The organism is Nocardioides bigeumensis (genome assembly GCF_039531755.1).
Classification (GTDB): domain Bacteria; phylum Actinomycetota; class Actinomycetes; order Propionibacteriales; family Nocardioidaceae; genus Nocardioides; species Nocardioides bigeumensis.
Genome location: NZ_BAAAQQ010000002.1, coordinates 26,671 through 49,402 on the forward strand (window position 1 = coordinate 26,671; position 22,732 = coordinate 49,402).

General features: G+C 69.0%; 24 protein-coding genes. 6 read left to right on the plus strand and 18 right to left on the minus strand.

All coding sequences use genetic code 11. The annotated features are described in order from the left end of the window. Nucleotides 1-16 precede the first annotated feature (16 nt). The 15 genes from ABD295_RS01385 to ABD295_RS01455 form a co-directional block, all read right to left on the minus strand. Nucleotides 17-883: an aldo/keto reductase gene (locus tag ABD295_RS01385; protein ID WP_344301763.1), complete on the minus strand. Its 867-nt coding sequence runs from the start codon at nt 881-883 to the stop codon at nt 17-19. Nucleotides 884-980: 97 nt separating this feature from the next. After that, nucleotides 981-1,679 carry a DUF4396 domain-containing protein gene (locus tag ABD295_RS01390; protein WP_344301764.1) on the minus strand — a complete coding sequence of 233 codons (699 nt, stop codon included), beginning with the start codon at nt 1,677-1,679 and terminating at the stop codon, nt 981-983. Nucleotides 1,680-1,768: 89 nt separating this feature from the next. Continuing rightward, complete coding sequence (locus ABD295_RS01395) at nt 1,769-2,431, minus strand: hypothetical protein (RefSeq protein ID WP_344301765.1); 663 nt, start codon at nt 2,429-2,431, stop codon at nt 1,769-1,771. Beyond that, nucleotides 2,428-3,264, minus strand: coding sequence for a CPBP family intramembrane glutamic endopeptidase (locus ABD295_RS01400; RefSeq protein ID WP_344301766.1), 837 nt, complete (start codon nt 3,262-3,264; stop codon nt 2,428-2,430). Before ABD295_RS01400 ends, ABD295_RS01395 begins: the two co-directional genes overlap by 4 nt. A gap of 153 nt (nt 3,265-3,417) precedes the next feature. Continuing rightward, a complete protein-coding gene (locus ABD295_RS01405) occupies nt 3,418-3,834 on the minus strand; it encodes a hypothetical protein (RefSeq protein WP_344301768.1) in 417 nt (138 codons plus the stop codon). 55 nt (nt 3,835-3,889) lie between these two features. Beyond that, on the minus strand, nt 3,890-4,450 hold the full coding sequence (locus ABD295_RS01410; RefSeq protein WP_344301771.1) for a GNAT family N-acetyltransferase: 561 nt from the start codon (nt 4,448-4,450) through the stop codon (nt 3,890-3,892). Nucleotides 4,451-4,475: 25 nt separating this feature from the next. Continuing rightward, a complete protein-coding gene (locus ABD295_RS01415; RefSeq protein ID WP_344301773.1) occupies nt 4,476-5,390 on the minus strand; it encodes an alpha/beta hydrolase family protein in 915 nt (304 codons plus the stop codon). After that, a complete protein-coding gene (locus ABD295_RS01420; RefSeq protein ID WP_344301775.1) occupies nt 5,387-6,403 on the minus strand; it encodes a quinone oxidoreductase family protein in 1,017 nt (338 codons plus the stop codon). The genes ABD295_RS01415 and ABD295_RS01420 overlap by 4 nt, the downstream gene beginning before the upstream one ends. Nucleotides 6,404-6,475: 72 nt before the next feature. Next, on the minus strand, nt 6,476-7,069 hold the full coding sequence (locus ABD295_RS01425; protein WP_344301777.1) for a YceI family protein: 594 nt from the start codon (nt 7,067-7,069) through the stop codon (nt 6,476-6,478). Then, nucleotides 7,066-7,551, minus strand: coding sequence for an ester cyclase (locus ABD295_RS01430; RefSeq protein ID WP_344301779.1), 486 nt, complete (start codon nt 7,549-7,551; stop codon nt 7,066-7,068). The genes ABD295_RS01425 and ABD295_RS01430 overlap by 4 nt, the downstream gene beginning before the upstream one ends. Next, the gene (locus ABD295_RS01435) at nt 7,548-8,438 is read right to left on the minus strand and encodes a PhzF family phenazine biosynthesis protein (RefSeq protein WP_344301781.1); all 891 of its coding nucleotides are present in this window, start codon (nt 8,436-8,438) and stop codon (nt 7,548-7,550) included. The genes ABD295_RS01430 and ABD295_RS01435 overlap by 4 nt, the downstream gene beginning before the upstream one ends. Then, nucleotides 8,435-9,229: a CPBP family glutamic-type intramembrane protease gene (locus ABD295_RS01440; RefSeq protein ID WP_344301783.1), complete on the minus strand. Its 795-nt coding sequence runs from the start codon at nt 9,227-9,229 to the stop codon at nt 8,435-8,437. Before ABD295_RS01440 ends, ABD295_RS01435 begins: the two co-directional genes overlap by 4 nt. Nucleotides 9,230-9,435: 206 nt before the next feature. Next, nucleotides 9,436-10,269, minus strand: a complete 834-nt coding sequence (locus ABD295_RS01445) for a hypothetical protein (protein ID WP_344301785.1) — start codon at nt 10,267-10,269, stop codon at nt 9,436-9,438. After that, on the minus strand, nt 10,266-11,192 hold the full coding sequence (locus ABD295_RS01450) for an ATP-binding cassette domain-containing protein (RefSeq protein ID WP_344301787.1): 927 nt from the start codon (nt 11,190-11,192) through the stop codon (nt 10,266-10,268). Before ABD295_RS01450 ends, ABD295_RS01445 begins: the two co-directional genes overlap by 4 nt. An 80-nt stretch (nt 11,193-11,272) precedes the next feature. After that, nucleotides 11,273-12,232: a DMT family transporter gene (locus ABD295_RS01455; protein WP_344301790.1), complete on the minus strand. Its 960-nt coding sequence runs from the start codon at nt 12,230-12,232 to the stop codon at nt 11,273-11,275. A 39-nt stretch (nt 12,233-12,271) separates the two neighbouring features. Between ABD295_RS01455 and ABD295_RS01460 the strand changes: the two genes are divergently transcribed. After that, the gene (locus ABD295_RS01460) at nt 12,272-12,769 is read left to right on the plus strand and encodes a MarR family winged helix-turn-helix transcriptional regulator (protein WP_344301792.1); all 498 of its coding nucleotides are present in this window, start codon (nt 12,272-12,274) and stop codon (nt 12,767-12,769) included. A gap of 77 nt (nt 12,770-12,846) precedes the next feature. Then, a complete protein-coding gene (locus ABD295_RS01465) occupies nt 12,847-13,908 on the plus strand; it encodes a questin oxidase family protein (protein ID WP_344301794.1) in 1,062 nt (353 codons plus the stop codon). Between the two features lie 69 nt (nt 13,909-13,977). On the opposite strand, the gene ABD295_RS01470 is transcribed toward ABD295_RS01465, so the two are convergent. Further along, on the minus strand, nt 13,978-14,619 hold the full coding sequence (locus ABD295_RS01470) for a hypothetical protein (RefSeq protein WP_344301796.1): 642 nt from the start codon (nt 14,617-14,619) through the stop codon (nt 13,978-13,980). Nucleotides 14,620-14,884: 265 nt separating this feature from the next. On the opposite strand from ABD295_RS01470, the gene ABD295_RS01475 reads away from it, so the two are divergent. Next, the gene (locus ABD295_RS01475; protein ID WP_344301798.1) at nt 14,885-15,865 is read left to right on the plus strand and encodes an AfsR/SARP family transcriptional regulator; all 981 of its coding nucleotides are present in this window, start codon (nt 14,885-14,887) and stop codon (nt 15,863-15,865) included. Between the two features lie 69 nt (nt 15,866-15,934). Here the strand turns inward: ABD295_RS01475 and ABD295_RS01480 are convergent, their stop codons facing one another. Next, nucleotides 15,935-16,813, minus strand: coding sequence for an NAD-dependent epimerase/dehydratase family protein (locus tag ABD295_RS01480; RefSeq protein ID WP_344301800.1), 879 nt, complete (start codon nt 16,811-16,813; stop codon nt 15,935-15,937). A gap of 208 nt (nt 16,814-17,021) precedes the next feature. On the opposite strand from ABD295_RS01480, the gene ABD295_RS01485 reads away from it, so the two are divergent. From ABD295_RS01485 to ABD295_RS01495, 3 genes are all read left to right on the plus strand, one after another. Continuing rightward, nucleotides 17,022-17,234: a cation transporter gene (locus tag ABD295_RS01485; RefSeq protein ID WP_344301801.1), complete on the plus strand. Its 213-nt coding sequence runs from the start codon at nt 17,022-17,024 to the stop codon at nt 17,232-17,234. A 130-nt stretch (nt 17,235-17,364) separates the two neighbouring features. Next, on the plus strand, nt 17,365-18,816 hold the full coding sequence (locus ABD295_RS01490) for an MFS transporter (RefSeq protein WP_344301803.1): 1,452 nt from the start codon (nt 17,365-17,367) through the stop codon (nt 18,814-18,816). Nucleotides 18,817-19,057: 241 nt separating this feature from the next. Beyond that, nucleotides 19,058-22,198 (plus strand): AfsR/SARP family transcriptional regulator, encoded by a 3,141-nt coding sequence (locus ABD295_RS01495; RefSeq protein ID WP_344301805.1) that lies wholly within the window; start codon nt 19,058-19,060, stop codon nt 22,196-22,198. 228 nt (nt 22,199-22,426) lie between these two features. Here the strand turns inward: ABD295_RS01495 and ABD295_RS01500 are convergent, their stop codons facing one another. Beyond that, on the minus strand, nt 22,427-22,600 hold the full coding sequence (locus tag ABD295_RS01500; RefSeq protein WP_344301807.1) for a hypothetical protein: 174 nt from the start codon (nt 22,598-22,600) through the stop codon (nt 22,427-22,429). Nucleotides 22,601-22,732: the final 132 nt, after the last annotated feature.

Genomic DNA, 22,732 nt, shown 5'->3' on the forward strand with positions numbered 1-22,732 from the left:
GGCGGGCGCCCTCGAGTCAGAACGGCATGGCGACGAACGGCGACGCGTACTGGTCGTCGCGGGCGAGCCGCTGCTCGGCCTCGCTCGGTGGGATCCGGTCCTGCTCGGCCTGGAGCAGCATGCCCAGGAGCCGCACGTCGCCGGCCGTGGGGATGCCCGTCACTTCCTCGTGAGCGAGCACCCATGACACCGCTGCCGTGATGCGGTCCTGGGTGTCGTAGGGCTCGTACCAGGTGGCGTGGGTGTGGTCCGTACCGTCGGGCCAGTTGCGGCGGGACACCGCCTTGATGGTCATGAGGCCCACGTCCTGTCGGCGGACTTCTTCGACGAGCGCCTCGTAGTCGGCTCTGTAGGCCTCGTCTCGCCAGAGCACGGGGTTCAGCGGAGTCAGGACGGTCGCGAAGGGGTAGCGACGCAACGCCTCGAGGTGCGTCGAGGGCGCCGCATGGCCATGGCCGGTGATTCCGACGGCGCCTACCAGGCCGGCCTCGTGCGCGCGGACCGCCGCTTCCAGCGCGCCACCGGTCCCGGTAGCCGCGTCCAGCTCATCGAGGTCTCCGATGGCATGCAGCTGCAACAGGTCGACGTGGTCGGTCTGCAGGCGCTCCAACGAGCGGTTGATCTCGCTCCACGCCGGCTCTTGCTCTCGGCGTCCGGTCTTGGTGGCCAGGAAGATCCGATCACGGATGTCGGCCATCCGGGGACCCAGCCGCAGCTCGGCGTCTCCGTAGTCGGCCGCCACGTCGAAGTGGTTGATGCCCCCATCGAGGGCTTGCTGGATCGATCTGTCGGCCACGTCCTGTGGAACGTCGCCGAGCGCCGCCGCGTCGTAGATGAGCACCGAACTCTGATGCCCGAGCCGTCCGAGCCTGCGCGTCTCCATTACCTCACCCTCTGACACGGGCGCATCTGCAGCAAGACGAGGAGCACTTGTCCACCTCTCGACGAGGCTGAGCAACGAGGACATCGCCTGGGACTGGTCATCGCATTGACGTGGCGTGGCCGCCCCTGCCCCCGGCATCATCGCCGCCGACTTCGTCGGCGACGGAGACGACCAAGCCTCCGAGCATGAACGCGACGATGACGCCGGCCAGTGCTCCTGTCGAGATCGAGGGGATGAAGCGACGTACGCCGGTGGCGTTGACGACGCCGTGGTACTCGTGGGTCAGGGCGTGTCCCTTGCCCCGCTGCAGCAGGTAGCGGTTGACCGGGTAGGCGGCGACGAAGGCCACCGCGAGCGCGATCATCATGCCGATCCAGAAGACCGGGTTCACGAGTCCGGCCTCCATCGCGCCTGGGATCAGCGCCATGACGGCGTTGTCGACGGCCTCCATCGTCGCGATGGACAGGGTGTCTGCTGCCAGGACGACCGTGAGGGCGGCGCCCACCCCGAGACCTGACCTGATCAGGGGCAACGTGGACAGGAAGTAGCCGAACACGAAAGCGAGACCGACTGCCAGCACAAGAGTCCATCCGGTGGACAACCCGACCGCGGTGCCGATCATCAGCCCCGCGATCTCTCCGATGGCGCAGCCGGTGAGGCAGTGCAGGGTGGCGCTCGCCGCCATGGCGGTGATGTTGGCGTGGGCATGCGCTGCATGCTCAGCGTGAGCCGCAGGCGCGCGGTGGCCGGCCTGGTCGTCGCCATCATGACCGGCGTGGCGCAGATGGTCGTTCATCTCGGTCACGGAATGCCTTTCCATCAGTGGGTCACCGGGGTCTGGGGCGGGTGCTTGGCATCGACAGTCCTGAGGTTGTTCTCGAAGAGCTATTCGGAGACGAGCGCCCGTCGCCGGAACGCGAGCGCCCCCACACCTCCCAGGAGCAACAAGACCCCGTTGAGGAGGCCGATCCGCGTGCTCCGTTCAAGGACAGGCAGGGTCGCTCCCACGCTAAGCTCCGCATCTACTTGCGGCGAAGCGTCGACGTTCATCACGACCAGGCTCCAATCGCCGGTCGGAGGTTCCAGGTCGAGCTTCAGCCGTCCTGCGCCTGCCGCCGATGTCAGCCAGAAGGACTGATCGCCGGGGGGCGATCCCGGCTGGGAGCCGTCGTGCTCCCGATAGCGCAGATCAGCATCGCTCTCTGTGACGTCGAGGATCTCGCTGTGCGGGACGTTCCTCAAGAACGCGGCGACTTCGTCGCTTGGCCCGATACCCACGAAGTACTCACCGCTTCCGTGACGATCAGCCGTCACGCGTGCTCTTCCGACCAGCGACTCCACGTCGACTGGGCCGCTCACGCCGTTCGCCTCACCACTCAGCACGACCGCCAGCCCGTCCGAGTGTGCGCTCGTGCTGCGGGTCATGAAGTAGCCGTCGCGATCTTGTTGGTGCTGAACGACGAGGAGGGTCAGCCCCACGCCGAGCCACAGGACGGCCGCGGCGACGAGGACGACGCCTACGATCTGACGAGCCGAGCCGCGCATCACGCCGCCTCGTTCTGGTCGAGGGTGAGGCGCTCGAAGCGGCTCAGCCGTCGTCGCATCGCGGCGAGGAGGACGACGGTGACGGCGAGGCTGGCAAGGAGTGCGGCGAAGGTGCGGGCGTCCCCATCGACGAGGTCGGCCACGATTCCGTCGGCGTTGTTGGAGCGGTTGAACGAGGTATGGGTGACAGCGACGAGCAGGACGCTGTTCAGCGCGCCGCGCAGCACGACACCCAGCAGGGTTCGGATCACCAGGCACAGAACGAGGAGCGCGATCAGGTTGCCTACGAGGTCCTCGGGTGCGGCGATCTCGCGCGTCACCACGCGGATCGGAACATGCACCAGCGCGAACGGCACCGCCGTGAGTGCGCTGGCCAGCAGGAGCTGGTTGCGGCGCTCGAGGCGGCTTTGGAGAAACCCTGCCCAACCGGTCTCCTCGGCCAGGTTGATCACAGCGAGGGCGAACAGCATGGCCATCCCTTCGTGCACGAGGGTGCCTGCGCTCGGTGGGGTGAACGAGTCGCCCAGGGCGAGCGCGAGCAGGAAGCTGACGACCGGAAGCGACAGCGCAGCGATCGCCCACCAGCGTGCGGGAACTCGCCACCGGAAGGCTCGCCGCACGAGCTGGCGAACGGCGGATCGTCCGCCCTCGACATACGTCACGAGCAACGCGCTGGCGAGCACCGTCAGGACGAGGACGAAGCTGGCGGCCTCCTCCATGTCCGAGCCGATCAGGCCGGGCACGCCTCGGCCTGGAAGCACGTCGCGCTCGATCAGGACCATGACGGAGAGGAGGGCGTAGGCGCCACCCAGGGACAGCACGAGGTAGGCCGGCACCGGGTGGGATCGGATCCAGGTTGTGGTCCTGGAAGGGGTCATGACTGACATCGGTTCGCCTTTCGGTGAGGTGGATCCACGCTCGCGGGCCGTTGTTGGCTGGCAGTGGAAGGTGGGTGGTGCCGGGCCGTCTTGCCTGGATCGGCGGGAGGCTCAGGCAGCTGACGCTTCGATCCGCACGATCGTGGTCGCCTGCACAAGGTGAGCAGTGTCGGCGCAGGCGTCCGAGGTGGTCTGCAGCTGCAGGAGTCCATTCGCCTCGTCGAGCGGGAACGGCCGGTGCAGTGCCTCGCGGCCGCAGGAGTCGCTGCCCCGGCTCAGGAACCTGAATCGTGAGCCCGCGCTGAGCTCGTCGACGTAGGCGTAACCGGCCGGAAGCCGCGGACGCGTGAATCCCGTGCAGTCGGGAGGATTGCCGCCGTGGTCATGAAGGTGACGGCTGCAGACGGCGCACGGAAGCTGAAGGGGAGGGATCGGCAGGTCGCTGGGCTGGAGGACGAGCGGGCCCGCGCTGCTTGCAGCAGTGGCGACGAGCTCGGCCGCCGTCAGCGGTCGGGTTGTGGTGTCCATGACTCGATCGTTCGCGATCGGCGTTGCGTCGAGGTTGTGGGCGGGTGGCGCCTCGTCACGCCGGTTGAGCGACGTGTCGAGCCGACCACTCCTCTACGAGCAGGGAGAAGAGATGGGTGTCTCGCCAGCGGTCACCCAGGCGCTGGTGTCGCGTCAGAGTGCCGTCCAGGTGCATGCCCACCCGGTGCAGCAGGCGCACCGACGCCGTGTTGAGGGTGTCGCAGGTTGCCTGCAGCCGCTGGACCCCGAGGGAGCCGAAGGCCAGGTCCATCGCCTGCAGCGCGATCGAGGTGCCGACCCCTTGCCGCCACAGGTGTGGGTGGACGGCGTAGCCGAGCTCGGCTCCGCGCGGCTGCTGCTCGAGGATCGTGATCTCGACCAGGCCGACCACGCGATTGCCGCGGACCGCGGACAGCACGTGACGTCGCTGTGGGCGCTCCGTGGCCGCTGCAATGGCGTCGACGACGAAGGTGCGCGTCTCCATGGCCCGGTTGGGTCCCCACAGCTGGTACTGGGTGACGTCGAGCCGGCGCGCCCACTCGTGGATGGTCGGCCAGTCCTCGATGCGGACGGGCCGGAGTCGTACGGGTCCCTCGGATGCGGGTGTGCGGGTCATGGTGACCTCCTTCGGCTTGATGAGCTCACGCTGCCGACGAGGGGTTGTACGACCGTTGGGCGTCGGTGGCATCCGAGCGGGGGACATCGATGGCGAACACGTCGCGCCACGCGTGCGCCATCGACGCCCTGAAGAGACCGTGGTGACCGATGGTTCGCACCCCGAAGTGAGAGGGGTGAACGCGGGCGTGAGTGACGGGCGCGTTGAGGAGCTGGGCCGCCAGAGCCTTGGGTCCACTCGGGGTCACGAGGGCGTCGTCGGTCAGCGAGATGAGGGTCACTGGATGCGTGACGAGGGCGTGGCGCTGCGTGATGTCCTGGACGTCGGCCCCCCAATAGTCCGGGTGCATGCACCAGCGACCCCACTGGCGAGCCACGCGTGACGGGAGGTCGCCCAGGATGCCGAGGCGGCGTCCTGGGAAGTATCCGCTCACCCGTGTGGTCAGCGGGACGACCAACCGCCACAGCAGAGGAGCTCGGCGTCGCAGGTGCGGGGGATTGTGGTGGAAGTACCCGTGGCCGGTCGCGACGAGGATCGCCGCGTTCAGCAGGTCATGACGGACGAAGCCGAGGATCTGGCCACCGAAGCTGTGCCCTATCCAGGTGATCGCCCCTGCGGGGTTCTCGCTCCGGCGCTCGGCGTCCAGATGCTCGAGCGCCGCGGCGGCGTCGGCCGCCCAGGTCAGCAGGTCGGCGTTCTCGCGGCGAAGGGCCGAGGCGTCTGCGGTCGTCCCGCGGTACTCGAACGTCAGGACCGCGAGCTGACGCTCGGATGCCAGCCAGGAAGCGAATTGTCTGTAGAACCGCGCTGGCGTCGCCATCGCCGGAGCGACCAGGACGTATCCGACCGGTGCGCTCTCTGGACGGAACCGTGTACCCCGCAGGAGACGGCCGTCGTCGGCGACGATCCCGACCGGCTCGATGCGGACGCCGACGGTCACGAGTGTTCCCTGACGTCGAGCACCACTTTGCCGGCGCGGAGGGGGCTGTCGAGCCGGGCGTACGCGTCCTGCACGGCGCTGAGCGGGAACACTGAGTCGAGGCTGGGAGCCCACTGGTGGGTGCTGAGGTGGGTGATGAGCGCAGCGAAGTCACGAGGACTCCCCATGGTCGATCCGAGCACGTCGACCTGCTTCCAGTAGACCGACTGGACACCGAGCTGGGCTTGTGCGGCGCCGACCTTGCCGACGACGACGAGCCGGCCCCCAGGGCGGAGAACGTCCACGAAGGCCTGCCACAGCGCACCGGTCGGATCGAGCGCGAGGTCGGCGCCATCGGTCGCGCGCCGCAGCTGCTCCGGGAACTCGCGATGCCGACGGTCGATGGCGACGGAGGCGCCCAGCTTGAGTGCGTGGGCAGCTCGTTCCTCGGAGGAAGTGACAGCGACGACCCGGGCACCGTGCGCGACGGCGATCTGGATCGCCGCGGATCCGACACCCGAGGAGGCGGCGCCCACGACGACGCACTCGTGCTCGGCGAGCCGGCCTCTGGTGACGAGCGCGCGCCATGCCGTCAGTGTCGCCATCGGCAGCGCGGCGGCCTCGGGCCAGCTCAGGTGTCGCGGCTTGGGGTAGAGGTTGGCCGCCGGAACGCAGACGATCTCCGCGTGCGTTCCGTTCGTGGGGGAGCCCAGGATCTCGTACGACGGTCCAGGGGCCGCCGGCGAAGGGCCCCAGAAGAGCGAGGGGAGGATGACGACCTCGTCCCCGGGAGACATGGCGGGCCCGGGCGAGAGCCCGGATCCGAGCGCCTCGACCGTCCCCGCACCGTCCGAGCCGAAGATGGCTCCGGTGTCGTCGGGCGTCCGGGCGGCGAGCTGCACGACGTCGAGCCTGTTGAGCGCAGCGTGGTGGAGGCGGACGTTCACCCAATGGGGCTGAGGTGAGGGGTCGGCGACGCTGGCCACACGAACGGGCTCGGGTGTGCCGGGCGCGGTGACGAGGGAAGCTCTCATGTCAGGTCCTCTGGACGAGTGATGTTGTGGTCGGGAGAGGGCGGCTCGGCAGGCGCTGAGCCGCCCCCGTTCTCAGGCCGTGGACAGGACGGTCTCGAGATTGATCTCGATCGACACGTCCTTCGAGACCAGGAGCCCGCCCGCTTCGAGAGCGACGTTCCAGGTGATGTCGAAGTCCTCGCGATTGATCTTCGTGCGTGCGGAGAACACGGCCCGGTCGCCGCCCCAGGGGTCACGCACGTGGCCCTCGAAGGCGACCTGCAAGGGCACCTCACGAGTGACGCCGTGGATGGTGAGGTCGCCGACGACGGTGCCGCCGGTGCCTCGCCAGTCGACCTGGCGACTGATGAACGTGGCTGTGGGGAACTGCTCGACGTCGAACAGGTCGGTCGAGCGCAGGTGGTCGTCGCGGACCGAGGAGCCCGACTCGATGCTGGCCATTCCGATGGTGACCTCGACCCTGGAGTCCGACAGGTCGGGCGCGACCGTGACCGAGCCCTGGACGTCGGTGAAGCGGCCCCGGACCTTGGTGACCATGAAGTGTCGGCCGATGAAGGCGAGGTCTGTGTGGCCGGGGTCGATCTGCCAGGTTCCGGGCGCGGGGACAAGGTGTCCCTCCACCGTGCGGGTGGCCGGTGGCGTCTGAACGGTTTCGTGCTGGGTCATTTCTTCTCCTGAGGTGAGGTGGTGGAATCAGTGAGCTGTCGTAGGGCGCCGAGACGGTCGATCTGGATCCAGTACTCCTGGATGCGTCCCTCTGCGACTCGGTAGACGGCGGAGGCCGCTTCGCGCAGTGGCCGCCTCGCTGCGTCGACGCCTGCGTTCGGATCCGTCCAGCCCTGCTGGTGCCAGCGGACGTAGACGTGGTCGCCCTCGACGAGGAGCTCCTCGACCTGGATCTGGAAGGGGCCGTTCGCCGCGACCATGTCGGCGACGTGGTCGGCGTACTCCTCCGGACGTCTGACGACGGTCTCGTCGGTCTCGGCGACGACCTGGTGGGCGGAGACTCGATCGGCGAACAGCCGGCGGGCAGCGACGGCATCGCCGGTCAGCCGGAGGTTCGCCAGGAAGTCGGTGACGACTCGGGCAGCGGCCGGCATCTCGGGCCAGGTGTGTGGTTGCCCGGCGACCACGGAGAAGCTCCTCATGGCAGGTCGATCTCGTCGTAGGGCGAGGGCGAGAGCCTCGTGGCCGTCCCGGTGACCTCGATCCCAGGGTGGTCCCCGTCGATGCCGACCATCAGACGGCTCGGGGATCCCATCTGGTGGCCCTGAAGAACGGTCACCGTGCAGGGAACCTCGACGAGGCCGAGCTCGCGAAGGTACCCGCCGAAGGCAGCGGCCGCTGCGCCCGTGGCCGGATCCTCTCGGACCCCGCCCGGCGGGAAGGCGTTGCGGGCCGTGTAGAGGTGGTGTCCTGCGTGGTGGAAGACGTGCACGGTGGTCCACCCCTCCAGGGCCATGAGGGCGTCCAGGGACACGTAGTCGTAGTCCAGGTCATCGAGGACGTGGGCCTCGGTCACCCCGAGGACGAGGTGGTGATTGCCGGCGAACGCGACGCGGGCCGGATAGCGAGGGTCCAGGCTCTCGGGAGGCAACCGAAGGGCGGAGAGAGCGGCGGTCAGGACGCGCGGTGCGACAGGGCGCGACGACGTCGCTGGTGACGTGAGCGTCGCGGTGATCGTCCGGCCGTGTTCCTGAGTCCTGACCGTGACCCTTCCAGCGTTCGTGACCATGACGACATCACCGGCACCGTGGCGCTCTGCGACGGCGACAGCTGCCGCTATGGTCGCGTGGCCGCAGAAGTCGACTTCGGCCTTGGGGCTGAAGTACCTGGTGCGGAACTCGTCGCGAGAACCTGGTCCGATCGGGGCTAGGAATGCGGTCTCCGAGTACCCGATCGTCTCGGCGATGGTCTGCATCTGAGCCTCGGTCAGCGTTTCCGCCCCCAGCACGACGCCGGCGGGGTTGCCGGGTGAGCTACTGGTCGAGTCCTCGTCGGGGAACGCGGCGTACCGCAACACCTCGCCGGTCATCGGTCGGTCCCAGCAGCTCGGGCGCGGCGGATGCGTGGGAACAGCAGGACCGTGAGCCCGAGTCCGAGGGTGACGGCGTATCGCACCCAGTCGTGGTCGCTGTCGACCAGCTCGCTGCTGACGTTGAACGACGCGTGCAGGAGAGCCAGCGCGAGGATGCTGCCGCGCCCCCACTGGTCGAACGCGCCGATGAGGAGACGCATGCCAAGCCCGGAGACGAGCATGACACCGACGTTGTAGAGCACGTCGGCAGTTCCGTCGGCGCCGTAGAACACAAGGGGCATGTGGATGCCGGTGAACAGCATTGCTGTGAGGATCGCGCTGCGGATGAAGCCCCATCGCCGAAGGGCCTGACGTTGGACGAAGCCGGCCCACACCATCTCCTCCCAGAGGTTGATGATCAGCACGCTGGAGAAGACGTTGACGGCCAGGCCGGTGAGGAAGCCGTTGCTCAGCTCGGTCTGGACGCCGAGGCCGGCCGCCACGACCCAGGTGGCGGCGGGGATCATCAGCAGTGCGGGCAAGAGCAGGGCGAGGGGCCGAGGCAACCGGACACTGTCGCGCAGCAGCCCGCCGATGGTCGCGTCCGTGGAGTAGCGCGTGAGTAGGAGGGCTGCGGGCACCATGCCGAGGAACAGTGTGGCGAGCACGAACGGCTCGACGGGCGAGTCGATGAACAGTGGGAGGCCGAGGAACAGCCAGCCTGCGGGCAAGGCGATCGCTGTGAAGCGGAGAAGGGGCCTGGACAACGGCGTCGAGCGTCCGGCCGAGGCGATTGCTGTCGTGGTCATGCTTCCAGGCTGCGGCGGCGGCCTTGGAAGACTGTTGAGTCGATGTTGAGCCGGCTCAGGAGTCGGCCACACGAGCCAGGAGGCCGCTCCAGTCCGCCTCGATGAGAAGGATCATGACGCTCTCGCTGCACGCAGCAGCAGCCAGGGACGGCGTCGAGCGCGACGACGTCCCTGGCTGCCGAAGTGGGCTTCGCACCTCTGGTGCGTCAAGCGTCCCGGCGCTTCATGGCCCACGTGGCCAAGAGCAGCCCGACGACGATCCAGCCCAGCCAGACGAGGGCAGCGGGGCCGGGAGCGAGACCAGCCGGGTTGCCCTCCTGGAGCCGCATCATCGAGGACCCGGCCTCGGAGAGGAGGTAAGGCCAGACTCGGTGCTCGACGCCCGACGGGAGCGCCAGGACGACCAGAGGCAGAGCGAACATCAGCCCGAGAAGCGCGAAGGCGGCCCCCACGGCGCTGCGAAGCAACCAGCCGAGGGCCTGGCCCAGGAGCGCCCAACCTGTGGCGAAGAGCATCATCGCCAGGAGGCTCCACCACACACTTGGCTGGGACCAGGAGAGCTCGGGCATGGGGTGGTCGGCTCGCGCCAGGACCTGGCGCGTCGCCTCGAGAGCGATCACTGTGGAGAGCACGATCGTCGGCACGAGCAGCGTGAGCAGGGCCGCGACCTTGCCTGTCACGGCGAGTCCTCGGCGAGGAACCGCCCACAAGGTGGTGCGGATGAGAGCGGTCGGAAACTCCGAGGTGACGCTCAGGACTCCGAGGACTCCAACGAGGAGCGCCGTGGTCGTGCCTCCGGTGAGTGCCACCGAGATCGCGGCTGACACGGTGCCAAGCGGCTCCGGCTCAGCCTTCGAGAGCACCTGACCGATCGCCTGGATCGGCCCCAGCGCCAGGAGGAACAAGGCACCGGTGCCGAGAAGGACGACGTGCGCGCGCAGACTGCGAAGCTTGATCAGCTCGGAGTGGGTGGCCCGGCTCAAGGTGGGTCCGGACCCTGGTGCGGACGAGCGTGTCGACGCGCTGTGGATCGTGGTCATGACAGGACGGTCCTCTCGGGGCTGGTCTGGGCGCGGAAGTCGGTGGTGTGGTTCGTGAGCTCGAGGAACGCCTCCTCGAGAGAGCGGTCCTGCTCGACGAGCTCGTGGATCTCGATGCGATGCGCGAGTGCCAGCCGGGCGAGGTCACCGGCCGTCAGGCCGTGGATGAGGAGTGCCCCCTCGTCTCCGGCGTCCGTGGTTCCGCCAGCCCCGGTGACGGCGTCCGTCAGGCGAAGTGGATCCGGCGTACGCACGCGCAACGCTGAGGAGGGTCCTTGGAGCAGGTCATGCGTGGCGACATCGGCGACGAGGCGCCCGCGCCCCACGACGATCAGGTGATCGGCCGTCTGCGCCATCTCGCCCATGAGGTGGGAGGACACCAGGACGGTCCGGCCTTCGCGCGCGAGGTGTCGCAGGAGTGATCGCACCCAGATGATCCCGTCGGGGTCGAGACCGTTCATCGGCTCGTCCAGGATGATCGTGCTGGGATCTCCGAGCAGCGCAGCGGCGATCCCGAGCCGTTGGCGCATGCCCAGGGAGAAGGTCCCGACGCGGCGCCTGGCTTGGTCTGGGAGACCCACGAGCTCGAGCACCTCACGCACCCTGCCCTGGCCCGCGCCGATCGTCGCGGCCAGGGAAAGCAGGTGCGCTGACGCGGTCCGTCGTGGATGCACCTGGCCGGCGTCGAGCATCGCGCCGACCGAGCGCAGTGGAGCGTCGAGCGTGCGATAGGACTTGCCGTCGACCAGCGCCTCGCCGGAGGTCGGACGGTCGAGCCCGACGATGACACGCATCGTCGTCGACTTGCCCGCACCGTTGGGGCCGAGGAAGCCGGTGACGAGGCCGGGCGTGACACTGAAGGTCAGGTCGTCCACGGCCAGCGTGTCCTTGAACTGCTTGGTGAGGCGCTGCACCTCGATCATGGTCTTCTCGTTTCTCCTCAGGTGGTGCGCCCAGGCTCCGGGGGCGGCGTTGGGAGCCCGTTGAGCGGGCGTGGGACGCGTCAGGCCGCACGCGCGACCGGGTCTGCCTGCTGGGCAGCAGGCACCTCCGCGAGGAGGCGCGAACCCACGTCGTTCCGAGGGCGGGTCAGCCGGCGTCGCACCAGCTGCGCCACTGCCGGCTGGCCGAGCAGGACGCCGGCGAGAATGAGTCCCATCGCTGCCAGACGTCCAGGTCCGGCAGGTTCGCCCGCGATCACGATCCCGAGACCGGTGGCGACGACGGGACCGACGAGACCGATCAGCGACACCGTTCCCGCCGGTAGCCGGGCCAGGCCGCGGAACCAGCAGACGTAGGCGACGACGGTCCCGACGCCGCCGATCCACAGCAGACCGCCCACTGCAGGGAGGTCCATCGATGGTGGGAGTCCCTCGGCGAGCAGGGCCAACGGAGCGAGGATCAGCCCTCCGACGACCAGCTGCCAGGACACGAGCGTCAGGGTGCTGACCGGGGCGGGCCAGCGACGGACCAGGACGAAGCCGAGGGCCGAGCTCACGACGGAGCCGGCAGCCGCGGCGAAGCCCAGCGGCCCGGCATCGCCGCATGCCGACTGCAGGACGAGCAGTGCGACTCCGCCCACCCCGACCAGCCCGGCCGTGATGCGGAGCAGCCCAGGCTGCTCTCCGAGCAGCATCCACGCAAGTGCCATCACGACGAGGGGGGACGAAGCCTGGACGGTCGCGGCGACTCCTCCGGGAAGCTCGTAGGCCGCCAAGAACAGAAGGGGGAAGAAGGCGCCGAAGTTCAGCAGTCCCAAGAGAGCGGCCCTTCCCCACCAGCGGCCGCGTGGCAGGCGGCGGGTCAGTGCGAGCAGGATGAGGCCGGCTGGCAGTGCCCGCATCGCCGCGGCGAACAAGGGCCGGTCAGGGGGCAGCAGGTGCGAAGTGACGATGTAGGTGGTGCCCCACGCAGCGGGGGCGATGGCCGCGAGGAGGGCGGTCCGCAACGAGTTGTCTTCCATGGAAGACAAAATAGTTTCCAGAGAAGATATATTCCCGCCATGAAACCGCCGCGGGACCATGTCGACCAGGTGATGGAGCAGTGGGCGCGTGAACGGCCCGATCTGGATGTCTCGCCGCAGGGAGTCATCGGGCGGCTGCACCGGGTTGCGGCTGCGCTCACCGAGGAGCTCGTCGAGGTCTACTCACGCTTCGGGCTCGGAGAAGGAGAGTTCGACGTGTTGGCCACCCTCCGGCGCAGTGGTGCGCCGTACGAGCTGACGCCCACGCAGCTGGGCCTCTCGACGATGGTCTCCTCGGGGGCGATCAGCAAGCGGGTGGATCGGTGCGTGCAGCAGGGCTGGGTCAGTCGTCGGGTCGCGGAGACCGACGGGAGGTCGCGAGTCGTCGGTCTGACCGATCAGGGGAAGAGGCTGATCGATGAGGCCTTCACCGCGCACATCGCCAACGAGCACCGTCTCGTGGGCAAGCTGTCGGCGCGACAGCAGGACACCCTGGCGGCGGTCTTGGCCGTCTGGGGGCGCACGCTCGGCGCCTGACGAGCACACGCTCACACCACGGCGACGCAACCGGTCCCGGGCATCCTGCACGAACCGACATCAACATGGGAGGCGCGATGACCGCACCGGAGCTCCTGGCGTCCCTCGAGCGTTTCCGTTCGACGGGGCCGGAGTTCGGCGGCTTCCTCGCCAACCACGGACCGATGGCGGTGGAGGCACTCACGCACGTGGGTGGAACGGACGCCATCGAGGGGTGGGTGGACCGCTACCTGCCCCACCTGGACCTGCCGCCCGTCATGGGACGAGGTGTCGACCACGGGTCGTGGCCCGATCGTCTCGGGGATGAGCGGTTCCTCGGGGACTGGACCGGCTTCTTCTTGGAGCAGACCACCGAGATGCCGTGGAAGGAGCTCGTGCTGATCTGGTGGCCACGGCTGCTCGAGGGGATGGCGGCCAGCGCCACCCACGGAATGATCCGGACCGCCCATGCGGTCCGGTCCCTCCGGTCGGCCGGTGCGGACGCCGACCCGCTTCTGTACGACGAGCTCGCGCGCGGCCTGGCACTGTGGGCGGCGCGCTACGACCCGGTCCCGGGCCTGGACGCCCACCGGCCCCGGCTGGACGCCGTCGCGGCGCTGGCAGCCCTGCCCAGGCTCGACCCGGACGTGCCGGCCAGGGGCGCAGGCATCAACGGCCGTCTGCGAGCACTCGACGAGCTTCCAGGTCTCCCGCTGCAGCTGGGCGAGTGGCGGCAGCCATCCGGCACGGACGTGGCGCTCAGCGACCTGATCAACGCGGCGGCGCGTGTCGTCGCGGCTCGACCGGATGCGCCGATTCCCTTCTGCCACGCGGTCACGGCTCCGGCTGCTGTTCGACTCGTCCTTCCGGTGCTCCCGCACGGCCTGGCTCGCAGGACGGTGCAGGTCTCATGGCGGGTGATCGGTGCTCTCGTCTCGGCCTTCGGAGACCCGCGTGACCCGGCTGAGTCGGATGCACACACGATGACCGACGCAGACCGCCACGCCCTTCTCGACCGGTTGCCGGCGGCGGCTGTGGAACACGGAGACGAGCACGTGGTCAAGCTGACCGAAGCCGCGTTGCGCGAGCACCGGATCAGTGGGGACGACACGCTCTTGGTTGCCGCTGACCGCTTCCGTGACCGAATGCCGCAGGACTGAGCGGCGCCGACGCAGCAGCCCCCGTCGGTCGGCTCACGAGCCTGGACGAGGGCTGCCGACGGCGGCAGATCAGGACGCTTGTGGCACCCAGTCGGTCCACTCGTGCTCGCCGGTGAGGTAGTCCCAGGCCGGCTTGCGGTACTCCTTGAACGGCCGCAGCTCTCCGGTGTTGACCGTCGACACGGCAACGCGAACCGCGGCCGCCTCGAAGCAGCGGTCTCGCTTGAGCACGACGTACTCGAACCACTGGAGGCGGCTCTTCCGGTCGCTCTTGACGCCCGCGTCGGCGACACAGCGACCCTCGGGGGAATGGCTCCACGCGCGCACTCGCTGCTCGGACCATTCCTCGGTGGGGGCGAAGCGGTAGTCGCTCCAGAAGTCCATGAAGTGTCCGTACTCAGGCCCCTCTCGGGCCTCGACGGTGTCCAGGTAGACCATGACCGCCCCCGTGGGGAAGCCGTAGGTCTGGTCGACGCCTGGGAAGTACACCCGAACCTTCAACACGTCGGGCTTGTTGACCACCCGCACGTCCCGGATGTCGAGCTTGGGTTTGCGAACGTCGCCGCTCTCGTCTGCGAACGTGACTCTCGAGCTGCCGGCTGCAGCATCGGCGGTCGTCGCTGGCGCCGATTCGGCCCCGAGGGTACCGAGCACTCCGACCGCCACCAGCCCTACGAACCTTGCGAGCCACGCGGCGCGTGTGTTCTTCATGGTGTTCCTTCCGTTGGGTGATGCGTGCGTGATCACGCGTTTCGACGGTGTCGGGCAGCGGTTGGGTTTCGGTGGTGTCCGGATGGCCCGAAAGAGCCGAGAGCTGAGTTCGGGAAGAGAGCTCGGCAGCTGAGCTGTCGCGACAGCGTTGGGACAGCGTCACGAAAGTGGTCCTGGACAGCGTGCTCCCGACAGCCATCACCCGCTGGTCAGCCCAGCGAGTCAACCGGAGGCACCTGTGGATGACATCCGTACAGCCGAATCAGTGTTGATCGACGTGCTTGGCCCCCTGCGAGTTCGCGTGGCCGAGCGGGAGCTGGCGCTTCCCAGCCACCGGGAGCGGGCGCTCCTCGTCCTCTTGGCCAGCAGGGCCAACCAGGTCGTCTCTGCCGACCGCCTCGTGGAGGAGCTGTGGGACGGGGCACCTCCGGCAGGCGCGAAGATCACTCTGCGCTCGTACATCTCGCACCTTCGGCGCCTGCTCGACGTCGACGGTCCCGGCACGGGACCGATCGCCACCGTGGCTCGCGGGTACCGCTTGGTGATGTCACCCGACGACCTCGACGTGAGTCGATTCCGCGAGCATGTGGCCGCGGGTCACCGGCATCTGCGGGAGGAGAAGCCCCGCGTGGCGTTGGACGACTTCGACCAGGCCCTCGCGCTCTGGCGCGGCGATCCACTGCACGAGCTGGCCCACCACTCCGCTGTCCTGGCGCTCACCGCGGAGCTGGACGCGCTCCGTGAAGGTGCGCGAGAGGGCAGGCTCCGAGCGCTCGTCGACCTCGGCCGTCACGCCGAGGCGCTGCCCGTGCTGGAGTCGCTCGCAACCCGCGAGCCGCACCGGGAATCGCTCCATGAGCTCTTGATGCTGGCACTGCACCGATCGGGCCGCACCGCAGACGCGCTGGACGCGCACCGACGTCTGCGAGACTCGCTGCGCGAGCAGCTCGGTATCGATCCCGGCCAGCAGATCGGTCAGCTGCTCGAGTCGATCCTCAACCGGGACCCGCGGCTGGAGCTGTCGGGTTCCGTGAGCCACGATCTCGTCGCGGCCCGGACCGACGCGGGTCAGAGCACCAAGGACCTGATCATCGAGCTCACTCGCGCCGTGGAGTCGATGAGCGTGCAGCTCGCGAGGGTCCTCTCGACGGTCGGCTCACCCGACGTGGGGTGGCAGGGTGGCGAACGTGAGCCTTGGACAAGGCGCTCATCGGCCCACGGCGCCCCGACGGCGATGGCGTCCTGAGCGGCCTGACGCAACGTGCACACCGCCCCCACGGCGTGCTCGCCGTGGGGGCGGAACGTGCGACTCACGTCATGCCGAGGCGTAGGACCCGGTGCGCAGCTCCTCACTGATCGTCGGCCGACTCGGCCTCCAACCCAGCTGCGCGGCACGTCGTGCCGTCACGACCTGGCTCAAGGCCAACGCACCGGCGAACGCCGGCCCGAGGTCGCCCACCGCATCTGCGATCGGCCATGACGTCGCCTGGCCCGGCCCACCGGCGGCCTCGTCGGCAGCCCGCGCGATGTCGGAGACGGGGACGGCCGGTTCGCCTACGCCATGCAGGAGCTCGCCCGGCCGGGCGTCGGTCAAGGCCAGCGCGAGCAGCTCCGCCAAGTCGTCCACGTGGACGACCGACCAGACGGGTGACGGGTCTTCACCCACGACGTACCGCGCCGTACCTGTCTCGCGGGCCCAGTGGACCAGGAGACCCGGTATGCCGCTGCCTCTGCCATGGACGACGCCGGCGCGCACCACGATCCCGCCGTGCGCCCGGACGACCGACTCGACGTTCTCTCGTCCGTGCACGATCGCGATCGGCCGAGGAGGTGAGGTCTCGTCGGCTACCTGGTCACGTGTGGTCGCTCCCAGGACCCAGGTCCCGCTCAGGTAGACCAGCCTGCTGGAACCTGCGTCACGCAGACCCTCCAGAAGTGCGAGGACGGCATCCCGGTCCGCGTCCCAGTCGCCCAGCGGAGCACCCGCGTGCACGATGGCATCCACGCTCTGCGCAGCTCTTCGCAGTGAGGACGCGTCGGTCAGGTCGCCGACGCGGAAGTCCGCGCTGGCGATCCGGCTCGGGGTCACCTCTCCCACACGGAGGAAGGGCACGACCTGGTGCCCCGCCCGTTCGAGTGCCTGCGTGGCTGCGGAACCGATGTAACCGGTCGCGCCGATCACGAGAACCTTCATGTCTGACTCCTGTTCGCTCGGTACGACGTGGATGCGTACGGCCTGAACGGTGGTGACCCCTCGTTGGTCGGGAGTGGTGTGCGCGTTGGGACGCGTCCGGTCACGTGCTCGTGTCACGGCCAGGGGCCGCATGGACAGCGGTCAGACAGCCTCGCGGCGCAGGCTGAGAGCCCAGCTTCTCTTCCTCTGCGAGGCACCTGTGCGGACCATGACCTTCGTCGTCGACAGCTTGAACTGCCGTCGATGCGTGCGTGAGGTCACGGCGCGGCTGCGCGACGTACCTGGGGTCGAGACCTTGTCGGCAGACATGGGGCGGTCTCTGATCAGGGTCAGCGGCACGATGACTGTCGATGACGTCCTCGCGGCGTTCGCAGGCCTGTCCTTCTCGGTCCGGCTCGTGGACCCTCCGGACAGCGGGTAGGCCCGTCCGCGTCCCGGTGTGGCGCGGGCTCCCGCGCTCGACAGTCGCGGGACAGCCGGAGGACAGCCGGCCCTACGACGCTCCGACGTGACAGCCGGACGGCTGACTCGTCATCCCAGAAGGGCATCCCATGTCTCCCACCACCTCGCACGGCAGCGCGAGCGGCCGGCGCTGGCTGGCGCTCGGTCTCATCGCCGCCGCCCAGTTCATGGTCATCATGGACACCTCGATCATCGGCGTGGCACTCCCCAAGATGCAGGAAGACCTCGGTTTCACGCCGTCCGGTCTGAGCTGGGTCTTCAATGCCTACGTCATCGCCTTCGGCGGCTTGCTCCTCCTCGGCGGCCGCTTGACCGACCTCCTCGGTGCACGGCGCATCTTCGGGACCGGATGGGTGGTCCTGGCCGTGGGCTCGCTGATGGCTGGTCTCGCCGACAGTGTGACTGTCGAACTAGCTGGTCGTGCCGTCCAGGGCGCCGGCTCCGCCCTCGTCGCGCCGGCCGCACTGACGCTGCTGTTCAGCATCTTCGGCACGAACCCGCATGAGCTCACCAAGGCGCTGGCGCTGTACGGCGCCGCCGCGCCCGCCGGCGGGACCGCCGGGGTCTTCCTGGGGGGCGTCCTGACGCAGTACGTGAGCTGGCCGTGGGTGTTCTTCATCAACGTGCCCATCGCGTTGGCCATCGTGGTGCTCACGCCCTCGGTCATGCCGGCGGGTGCCACCCGTCGCGGCTCTCTCGACGTCGCAGGCGCGGCCACCGTCACTCTTGGCCTGGCAGCCGTCGTCTACGCGGTCGTGCGGGGTCCAGAAGCGGGCTGGACCTCGGCGTCGACGCTGATTGCCGGTACGGGCGGCCTCGTGCTCCTCGGGTTGTTCGTGGCATTGCAGGCAAACCTGCGCGAGCCGTTGATGCGCCTGGGCATCTTCCGAGCTCCCAACCTGGCCGCGTCGAACTTCGCTCAGCTCATGCTGGGAGCTGCCTGGATCCCGATGTTCTTCTTCGTCAACCTGTACCTGCAGCAGGTCATCGGACTCGGAGCCTTCGCCAGTGGCGCGGCGCTGCTGCCGCTGACCGTGACGATCATCATCGGGATGGTCGCCGCCGCACCGAGGTTGATCGCCCGATTCGGTCCGAAGGCTCTGACGGTCGTCGGTCTGGGCACCCTTGCCGTCGGCCTCGGGTGGCTGAGTGAGCTCCGCCCGGACGGCAGCTTCGTCGTCGACGTCCTCCCTGCCTCGCTGGTCACTGCCGCCGGCATGGCGATGGCCTTCATCCCGTCGCTGGGCATGGCGCTGTCGTCCGCTGCCCCTGAGGAAGCGGGACTGGCGTCGGGCCTGGTGAGCACCAGCTACCAGGTCGGCTCAGCCCTCGGCCTGGCCGTCATCACCGCTCTGGCCTCGGGGTTCGGTGCGGACGACGCCGGCGACGTCGTCGCCCAGACCACAGGCTTCTCCGCCGGGCTGCTCGGCGCTGCCGGGATCGCAGCGGTCGGCGCGCTCCTCTCGGCCGCCTGGCTGCGCACTCCGAGCAACGAGGGGTCTTCCCAGGAGGTGCCCTCGGAGACCTCGTCGGCACACTGATCTCGCGCCCCCGGCGGGACGTCCCGAACCACCTGCCGGGGGCACGGCTCCAGGTTCCTGAAGGTTCCGTGCCGCGGAGCGCTCCTGTTCGGGGCATGGTGGCGAGCCCCGCGCCCTTCGTCAGGATGAGTGCGCGACCGCCTCCCGGCCCCTAGCCTTGCCTGGAGGTTGTCCGGGAGAGGATCGCGGGGGGTGCAGGCGCGTGGAGTCGTCGGACCTGCGATTCCGGGTTCTCGGCCCCATGGAGATCTCCGTCGGTGACGCGACGGCGGCGTTGCCCGGGTCGGCCGAACGAGCCCTGCTCGTCCAGCTCCTGCTGTCGCCGGGACGGGTCATCCCCGCAACGCTGCTGGTGGACCGGCTCTGGTCGGAGTCGTCGCTGCCCCTCGACCCGATGAACGCGCTGCAGATCCGCGTGTCGAAGCTGCGCCGGGCGTTGCGCGCGATGGGGGCGCCCGACGTCGTCACGAGAGAGGGCGTCGGCTACCGCGCGAACGTCGACCCCTCCAGCGTGGACGCAGTCGACTTCGAGCTTCGACTTCGTCAGGCGCGCGCCGACACGCCGGTGGACAGCGTCGACCACGACCGACGCCACCTGGACGCCTATGACGCCGCCCTGTCGTTGTGGCGCGGAGAAGCACTGAGCGACTTCGCCACCGAGCAGTGGGCGGTGGCCGAGGCCGCCCGTCTGACGGAGCTGAGGCTGGCGGGACTGACCGAGCGCTCGCAGGTTGCCTTGGCGCTCGGACGTCACCACGAGGTGGTGGCCGACCTCGAACCGTTGGTGTCGGCGGATCCCACCCTCGAGTCGCTCGCGGGGCTGTTGATGGTCGCGCTCTACCGGAGCAACAGGCAGGCGGACGCTCTCGACGTCTACACGCGCACCCGGGAGCTTCTCGACGAGAGTCTTGGTCTGGAACCTTCGTTGACGCTGCGTTCTCTGCATGAGCGGGTGCTTCGGCAGGACGAGGCGCTGGGTGGTCAGGCAGACGTGGCCACGCGTGTGGTGATCAGGACCGCTGAGCCCCGCTCGGACGTCGGTAGGCAGGCCGTCGTCACCAACCTGCCCGCAGTGGTGCGCCCGCTCATCGGTCGCGACCACCAGCTCGACTCGCTCGTGCAGCTGCTCGGCGGAGTGCGGATGCTGACTCTCATCGGACCCGGCGGCGCCGGCAAGACGAGCCTGGCGCTGGCCGCCGTCCTGCGAAGCGTGGGGTCGTACGCGGACGGTGTCTTCGGGGTGAGGCTCGCGCCGGTCAGCGCCCCGGACCAGATCCCCTTGGCCGTCGCGGAGGCCCTCGGCGTACCGATGGACGGTGCGGCAGCGGACGGGGATGTACGTGAGCGGGTGGTCGCTTACCTTGCCAGGCGCGAGATGCTCCTGCTCGTCGACAACTGCGAGCACGTGATCGACGCGGCTGCTGCGCTCGTCGACGAGCTGCTCGGCAGATGTCCCGGGCTGACGGTCATGGCGACCAGTCGAGAGGCGCTGGCCATCCCAGACGAGGTCCAGGTCAACGTGGGTCCGCTCGACGTACCGCCCAAGGACGCCCAGGCCGGCCGCGTGCTCGACTTCCCCGCAGCCCAGCTGTTCGTGGAGCGCGCCCGGTCGGTGCGTCCCGGGATGGTCCTCGATGAGATGAGCCTTCACGCGGTCGGTGCGATCAGTCGCTCCCTGGACGGCATCCCTCTCGCCCTCGAGCTCGCGGCCGCACGCGTGACCGCCATGTCACCGGTGGAGATCGCGCAGCGCCTGGAACATCGGTTCACTCTGCTCACCTCGGGATCACGTACGGCGGAGGCCAGGCAGCAGACCCTGCGGGCCACCGTCGACTGGAGCTACGACCTCCTGACCGAGCCCGAGAAGCGTGCGTTCGAGCGCTTGTCGGTGTTTCGAGGCGGGTGGACATTGACGGCCGCCGAGTCCGTGGCCGCAGACGACGACACGCAGGAAGGCGAGATCCTCGACGTCATGGGACGCCTCGTCGAGAGGTCCATGGTCGTGGTCGAGCCTGGGCCTTACACCCGCTACCGGATGCTGGAGACGCTCCGTGAGTACGCCGGCCAGCGCTTGGTCGACTCCGGGCTGGCACGCACGGTCGAGCGGCGTCACGCGGAGTACTTCCGAGACTTCGCGCTCCATGCGGAGTCGGGCCTGCGCGGGCACGACCAGCGGGACACCATGCGTGCTCTGCGTGACGAGCAGTCCAACATCAGGGCGGCTCTGGCCTGGCTGGTCGGACCGGGTGAGGACATCGATTCCGCGCTCGTCACCGCCAGCGCCCTGGCGCTGTTCTGGCACCTGGGCCGGCACCTCGAAGGCCGCGACCTGCTGGGCCGCCTGCTCGCGCGCGAGTCCGGTTCACCGATGGCGCTGGGCCGGGCACTCCAGGCCGTCTCTCTGGTCGAGCGTCCGCGCGGCTGCCTCGTCCACCCCAGCCCCAAGTGCGCGCAGAGTGCCCGGGAGAGCCTCGAGATCTTCGAAGAGCTCGGTGATGCGCCACGTGCCGCACTCTCCAGGGTGCTGCTCGCCGTCGAAGGTGTGACGGGAGCCGAACCTGAGCTCTCCCGGCAGCTGCTCTCGGAGGCGACCACGGAGTTCCAGAGATCCAGTGACCTGTGGGGCGAGGCAGTGATCGGCTTCGTTCGCATGGAGACCGGTCTCAAGACCGGCCGGGAGGACGACGCGGTCTCGATCGGCAGGGAGACGGCCGCGGCCTTCCGGCAGCTGGACGATCCTTGGGGTCTCTCCGCGATCCTCTACCACCTGGGCTGGGGACTGCGGCAGTTCGGACGCTATGACGAGGGGTCTCGCGTCCTCGAGGAGGCCATCGACGTCGCTGCCAGCGCCGGGCTCTACAACACCGTCCAGTGGGCGCTCGCCGATCTCGCCATCGCGCAGCTCCACCTGGGCGACGAAGCTGCCGCCCGCGACCTGTTCGACAGAGCCAGCGCCGCGTCGGAGCACATCGGCGACGGAGCGGGAACCGTCCTGGCGCACTACGGTCACGGCTTGCTCGCTCAGGTTCGCGAGGACTGGCGCGAGGCTCAGCGACTCTTCGAGCAGGCCCTTTCAGGCTTCGAACAGCTGAGCACCCCGGTGCCCCAGGGACTGGCGCTGGCCGGCCTGGCTCGCTGTGACGAAGCGCTGGGCGACACGATCTCGTCGCGCGCACGTTACGAAGTCGTGCTCGACCAGGGCGGCAGGGTCGGAGAGCCGGCGTTGATCGCCACAGCCCTGGAGGGCCTGGCGCGCCTCGCACACGCGGCAGGCGACGACCAGGTGGCCGACCTGGTCGCACGAGCGCAAGCCGTTCGCCGGCAGTTCGTGCGCCCGGCGCCGCCGCACGAGCGGCGTGACATGGAGCGTCTCCACCTTTAGGTCTCGTCGGCGCTCAGGCGGGTGCGAGGGCCTGTGACGCTCGCAGAAGGATCGCCGAAGCAGTCTTCCTGGCCTTCCCGGGCTTGCTGCGAACAGTGCTGGTCCTGATGACGGGTGCGTGGGGGAGAGCGCTCTGCACGGCTCCTGCTCTGCAGCTGCACCGTGCGGGCATATGCCGTCATGGGGTCCATGAGGTCTCTTCCTTCTCGTTCGGATGGACGTCCGGTCTCACGCCGCCAGGCGCGGCAGAGGACGCGGCCGGTCCAGAGCCGTGACGGCGGCGAGCTGGCGCGGCGTCGCGACGGGGACATCACTGAAGTCACCCGCGTAGTAGCCGTTGTGCGGGTGGATGCGGGTCCGGATCACTCCCGAGTCGTGTTCGCTGATCAGACGGCTGCACATGTCGATCACCTTCCTTGAGCTGCTGGGCCCGCTAGGCGATAGGGCCGGGCGAATGTGTCGAGTCCGAGAGTCGCCTCAGCGACTTGCTCCGGTCTGTCCGTTCACTGTCCGGGTGTCGTCGCAACGTGGAGT

Excerpts from the sequence above, each read along its gene's own strand:
- ABD295_RS01455 (WP_344301790.1), bottom strand. The coding sequence starts at position 12,232 with ATGGAAGACAACTCGTTGCGGACCGCCCTCCTCGCGGCCATCGCCCCC.
- ABD295_RS01495 (WP_344301805.1), top strand. The coding sequence starts at position 19,058 with ATGGAGATCTCCGTCGGTGACGCGACGGCGGCGTTGCCCGGGTCGGCC.
- ABD295_RS01480 (WP_344301800.1), bottom strand. The coding sequence starts at position 16,813 with ATGAAGGTTCTCGTGATCGGCGCGACCGGTTACATCGGTTCCGCAGCC.
- ABD295_RS01445 (WP_344301785.1), bottom strand. The coding sequence starts at position 10,269 with ATGACCACGATCCACAGCGCGTCGACACGCTCGTCCGCACCAGGGTCC.
- ABD295_RS01490 (WP_344301803.1), top strand. The coding sequence starts at position 17,365 with ATGTCTCCCACCACCTCGCACGGCAGCGCGAGCGGCCGGCGCTGGCTG.
- ABD295_RS01500 (WP_344301807.1), bottom strand. The coding sequence starts at position 22,600 with ATGTGCAGCCGTCTGATCAGCGAACACGACTCGGGAGTGATCCGGACC.
- ABD295_RS01390 (WP_344301764.1), bottom strand. The coding sequence starts at position 1,679 with ATGAACGACCATCTGCGCCACGCCGGTCATGATGGCGACGACCAGGCC.
- ABD295_RS01385 (WP_344301763.1), bottom strand. The coding sequence starts at position 883 with ATGGAGACGCGCAGGCTCGGACGGCTCGGGCATCAGAGTTCGGTGCTC.
- ABD295_RS01425 (WP_344301777.1), bottom strand. The coding sequence starts at position 7,069 with ATGACCCAGCACGAAACCGTTCAGACGCCACCGGCCACCCGCACGGTG.
- ABD295_RS01470 (WP_344301796.1), bottom strand. The coding sequence starts at position 14,619 with ATGAAGAACACACGCGCCGCGTGGCTCGCAAGGTTCGTAGGGCTGGTG.
- ABD295_RS01410 (WP_344301771.1), bottom strand. The coding sequence starts at position 4,450 with ATGACCCGCACACCCGCATCCGAGGGACCCGTACGACTCCGGCCCGTC.
- ABD295_RS01450 (WP_344301787.1), bottom strand. The coding sequence starts at position 11,192 with ATGATCGAGGTGCAGCGCCTCACCAAGCAGTTCAAGGACACGCTGGCC.
- ABD295_RS01460 (WP_344301792.1), top strand. The coding sequence starts at position 12,272 with ATGAAACCGCCGCGGGACCATGTCGACCAGGTGATGGAGCAGTGGGCG.
- ABD295_RS01485 (WP_344301801.1), top strand. The coding sequence starts at position 17,022 with ATGACCTTCGTCGTCGACAGCTTGAACTGCCGTCGATGCGTGCGTGAG.
- ABD295_RS01420 (WP_344301775.1), bottom strand. The coding sequence starts at position 6,403 with ATGAGAGCTTCCCTCGTCACCGCGCCCGGCACACCCGAGCCCGTTCGT.
- ABD295_RS01465 (WP_344301794.1), top strand. The coding sequence starts at position 12,847 with ATGACCGCACCGGAGCTCCTGGCGTCCCTCGAGCGTTTCCGTTCGACG.
- ABD295_RS01435 (WP_344301781.1), bottom strand. The coding sequence starts at position 8,438 with ATGACCGGCGAGGTGTTGCGGTACGCCGCGTTCCCCGACGAGGACTCG.
- ABD295_RS01405 (WP_344301768.1), bottom strand. The coding sequence starts at position 3,834 with ATGGACACCACAACCCGACCGCTGACGGCGGCCGAGCTCGTCGCCACT.
- ABD295_RS01440 (WP_344301783.1), bottom strand. The coding sequence starts at position 9,229 with ATGACCACGACAGCAATCGCCTCGGCCGGACGCTCGACGCCGTTGTCC.
- ABD295_RS01430 (WP_344301779.1), bottom strand. The coding sequence starts at position 7,551 with ATGAGGAGCTTCTCCGTGGTCGCCGGGCAACCACACACCTGGCCCGAG.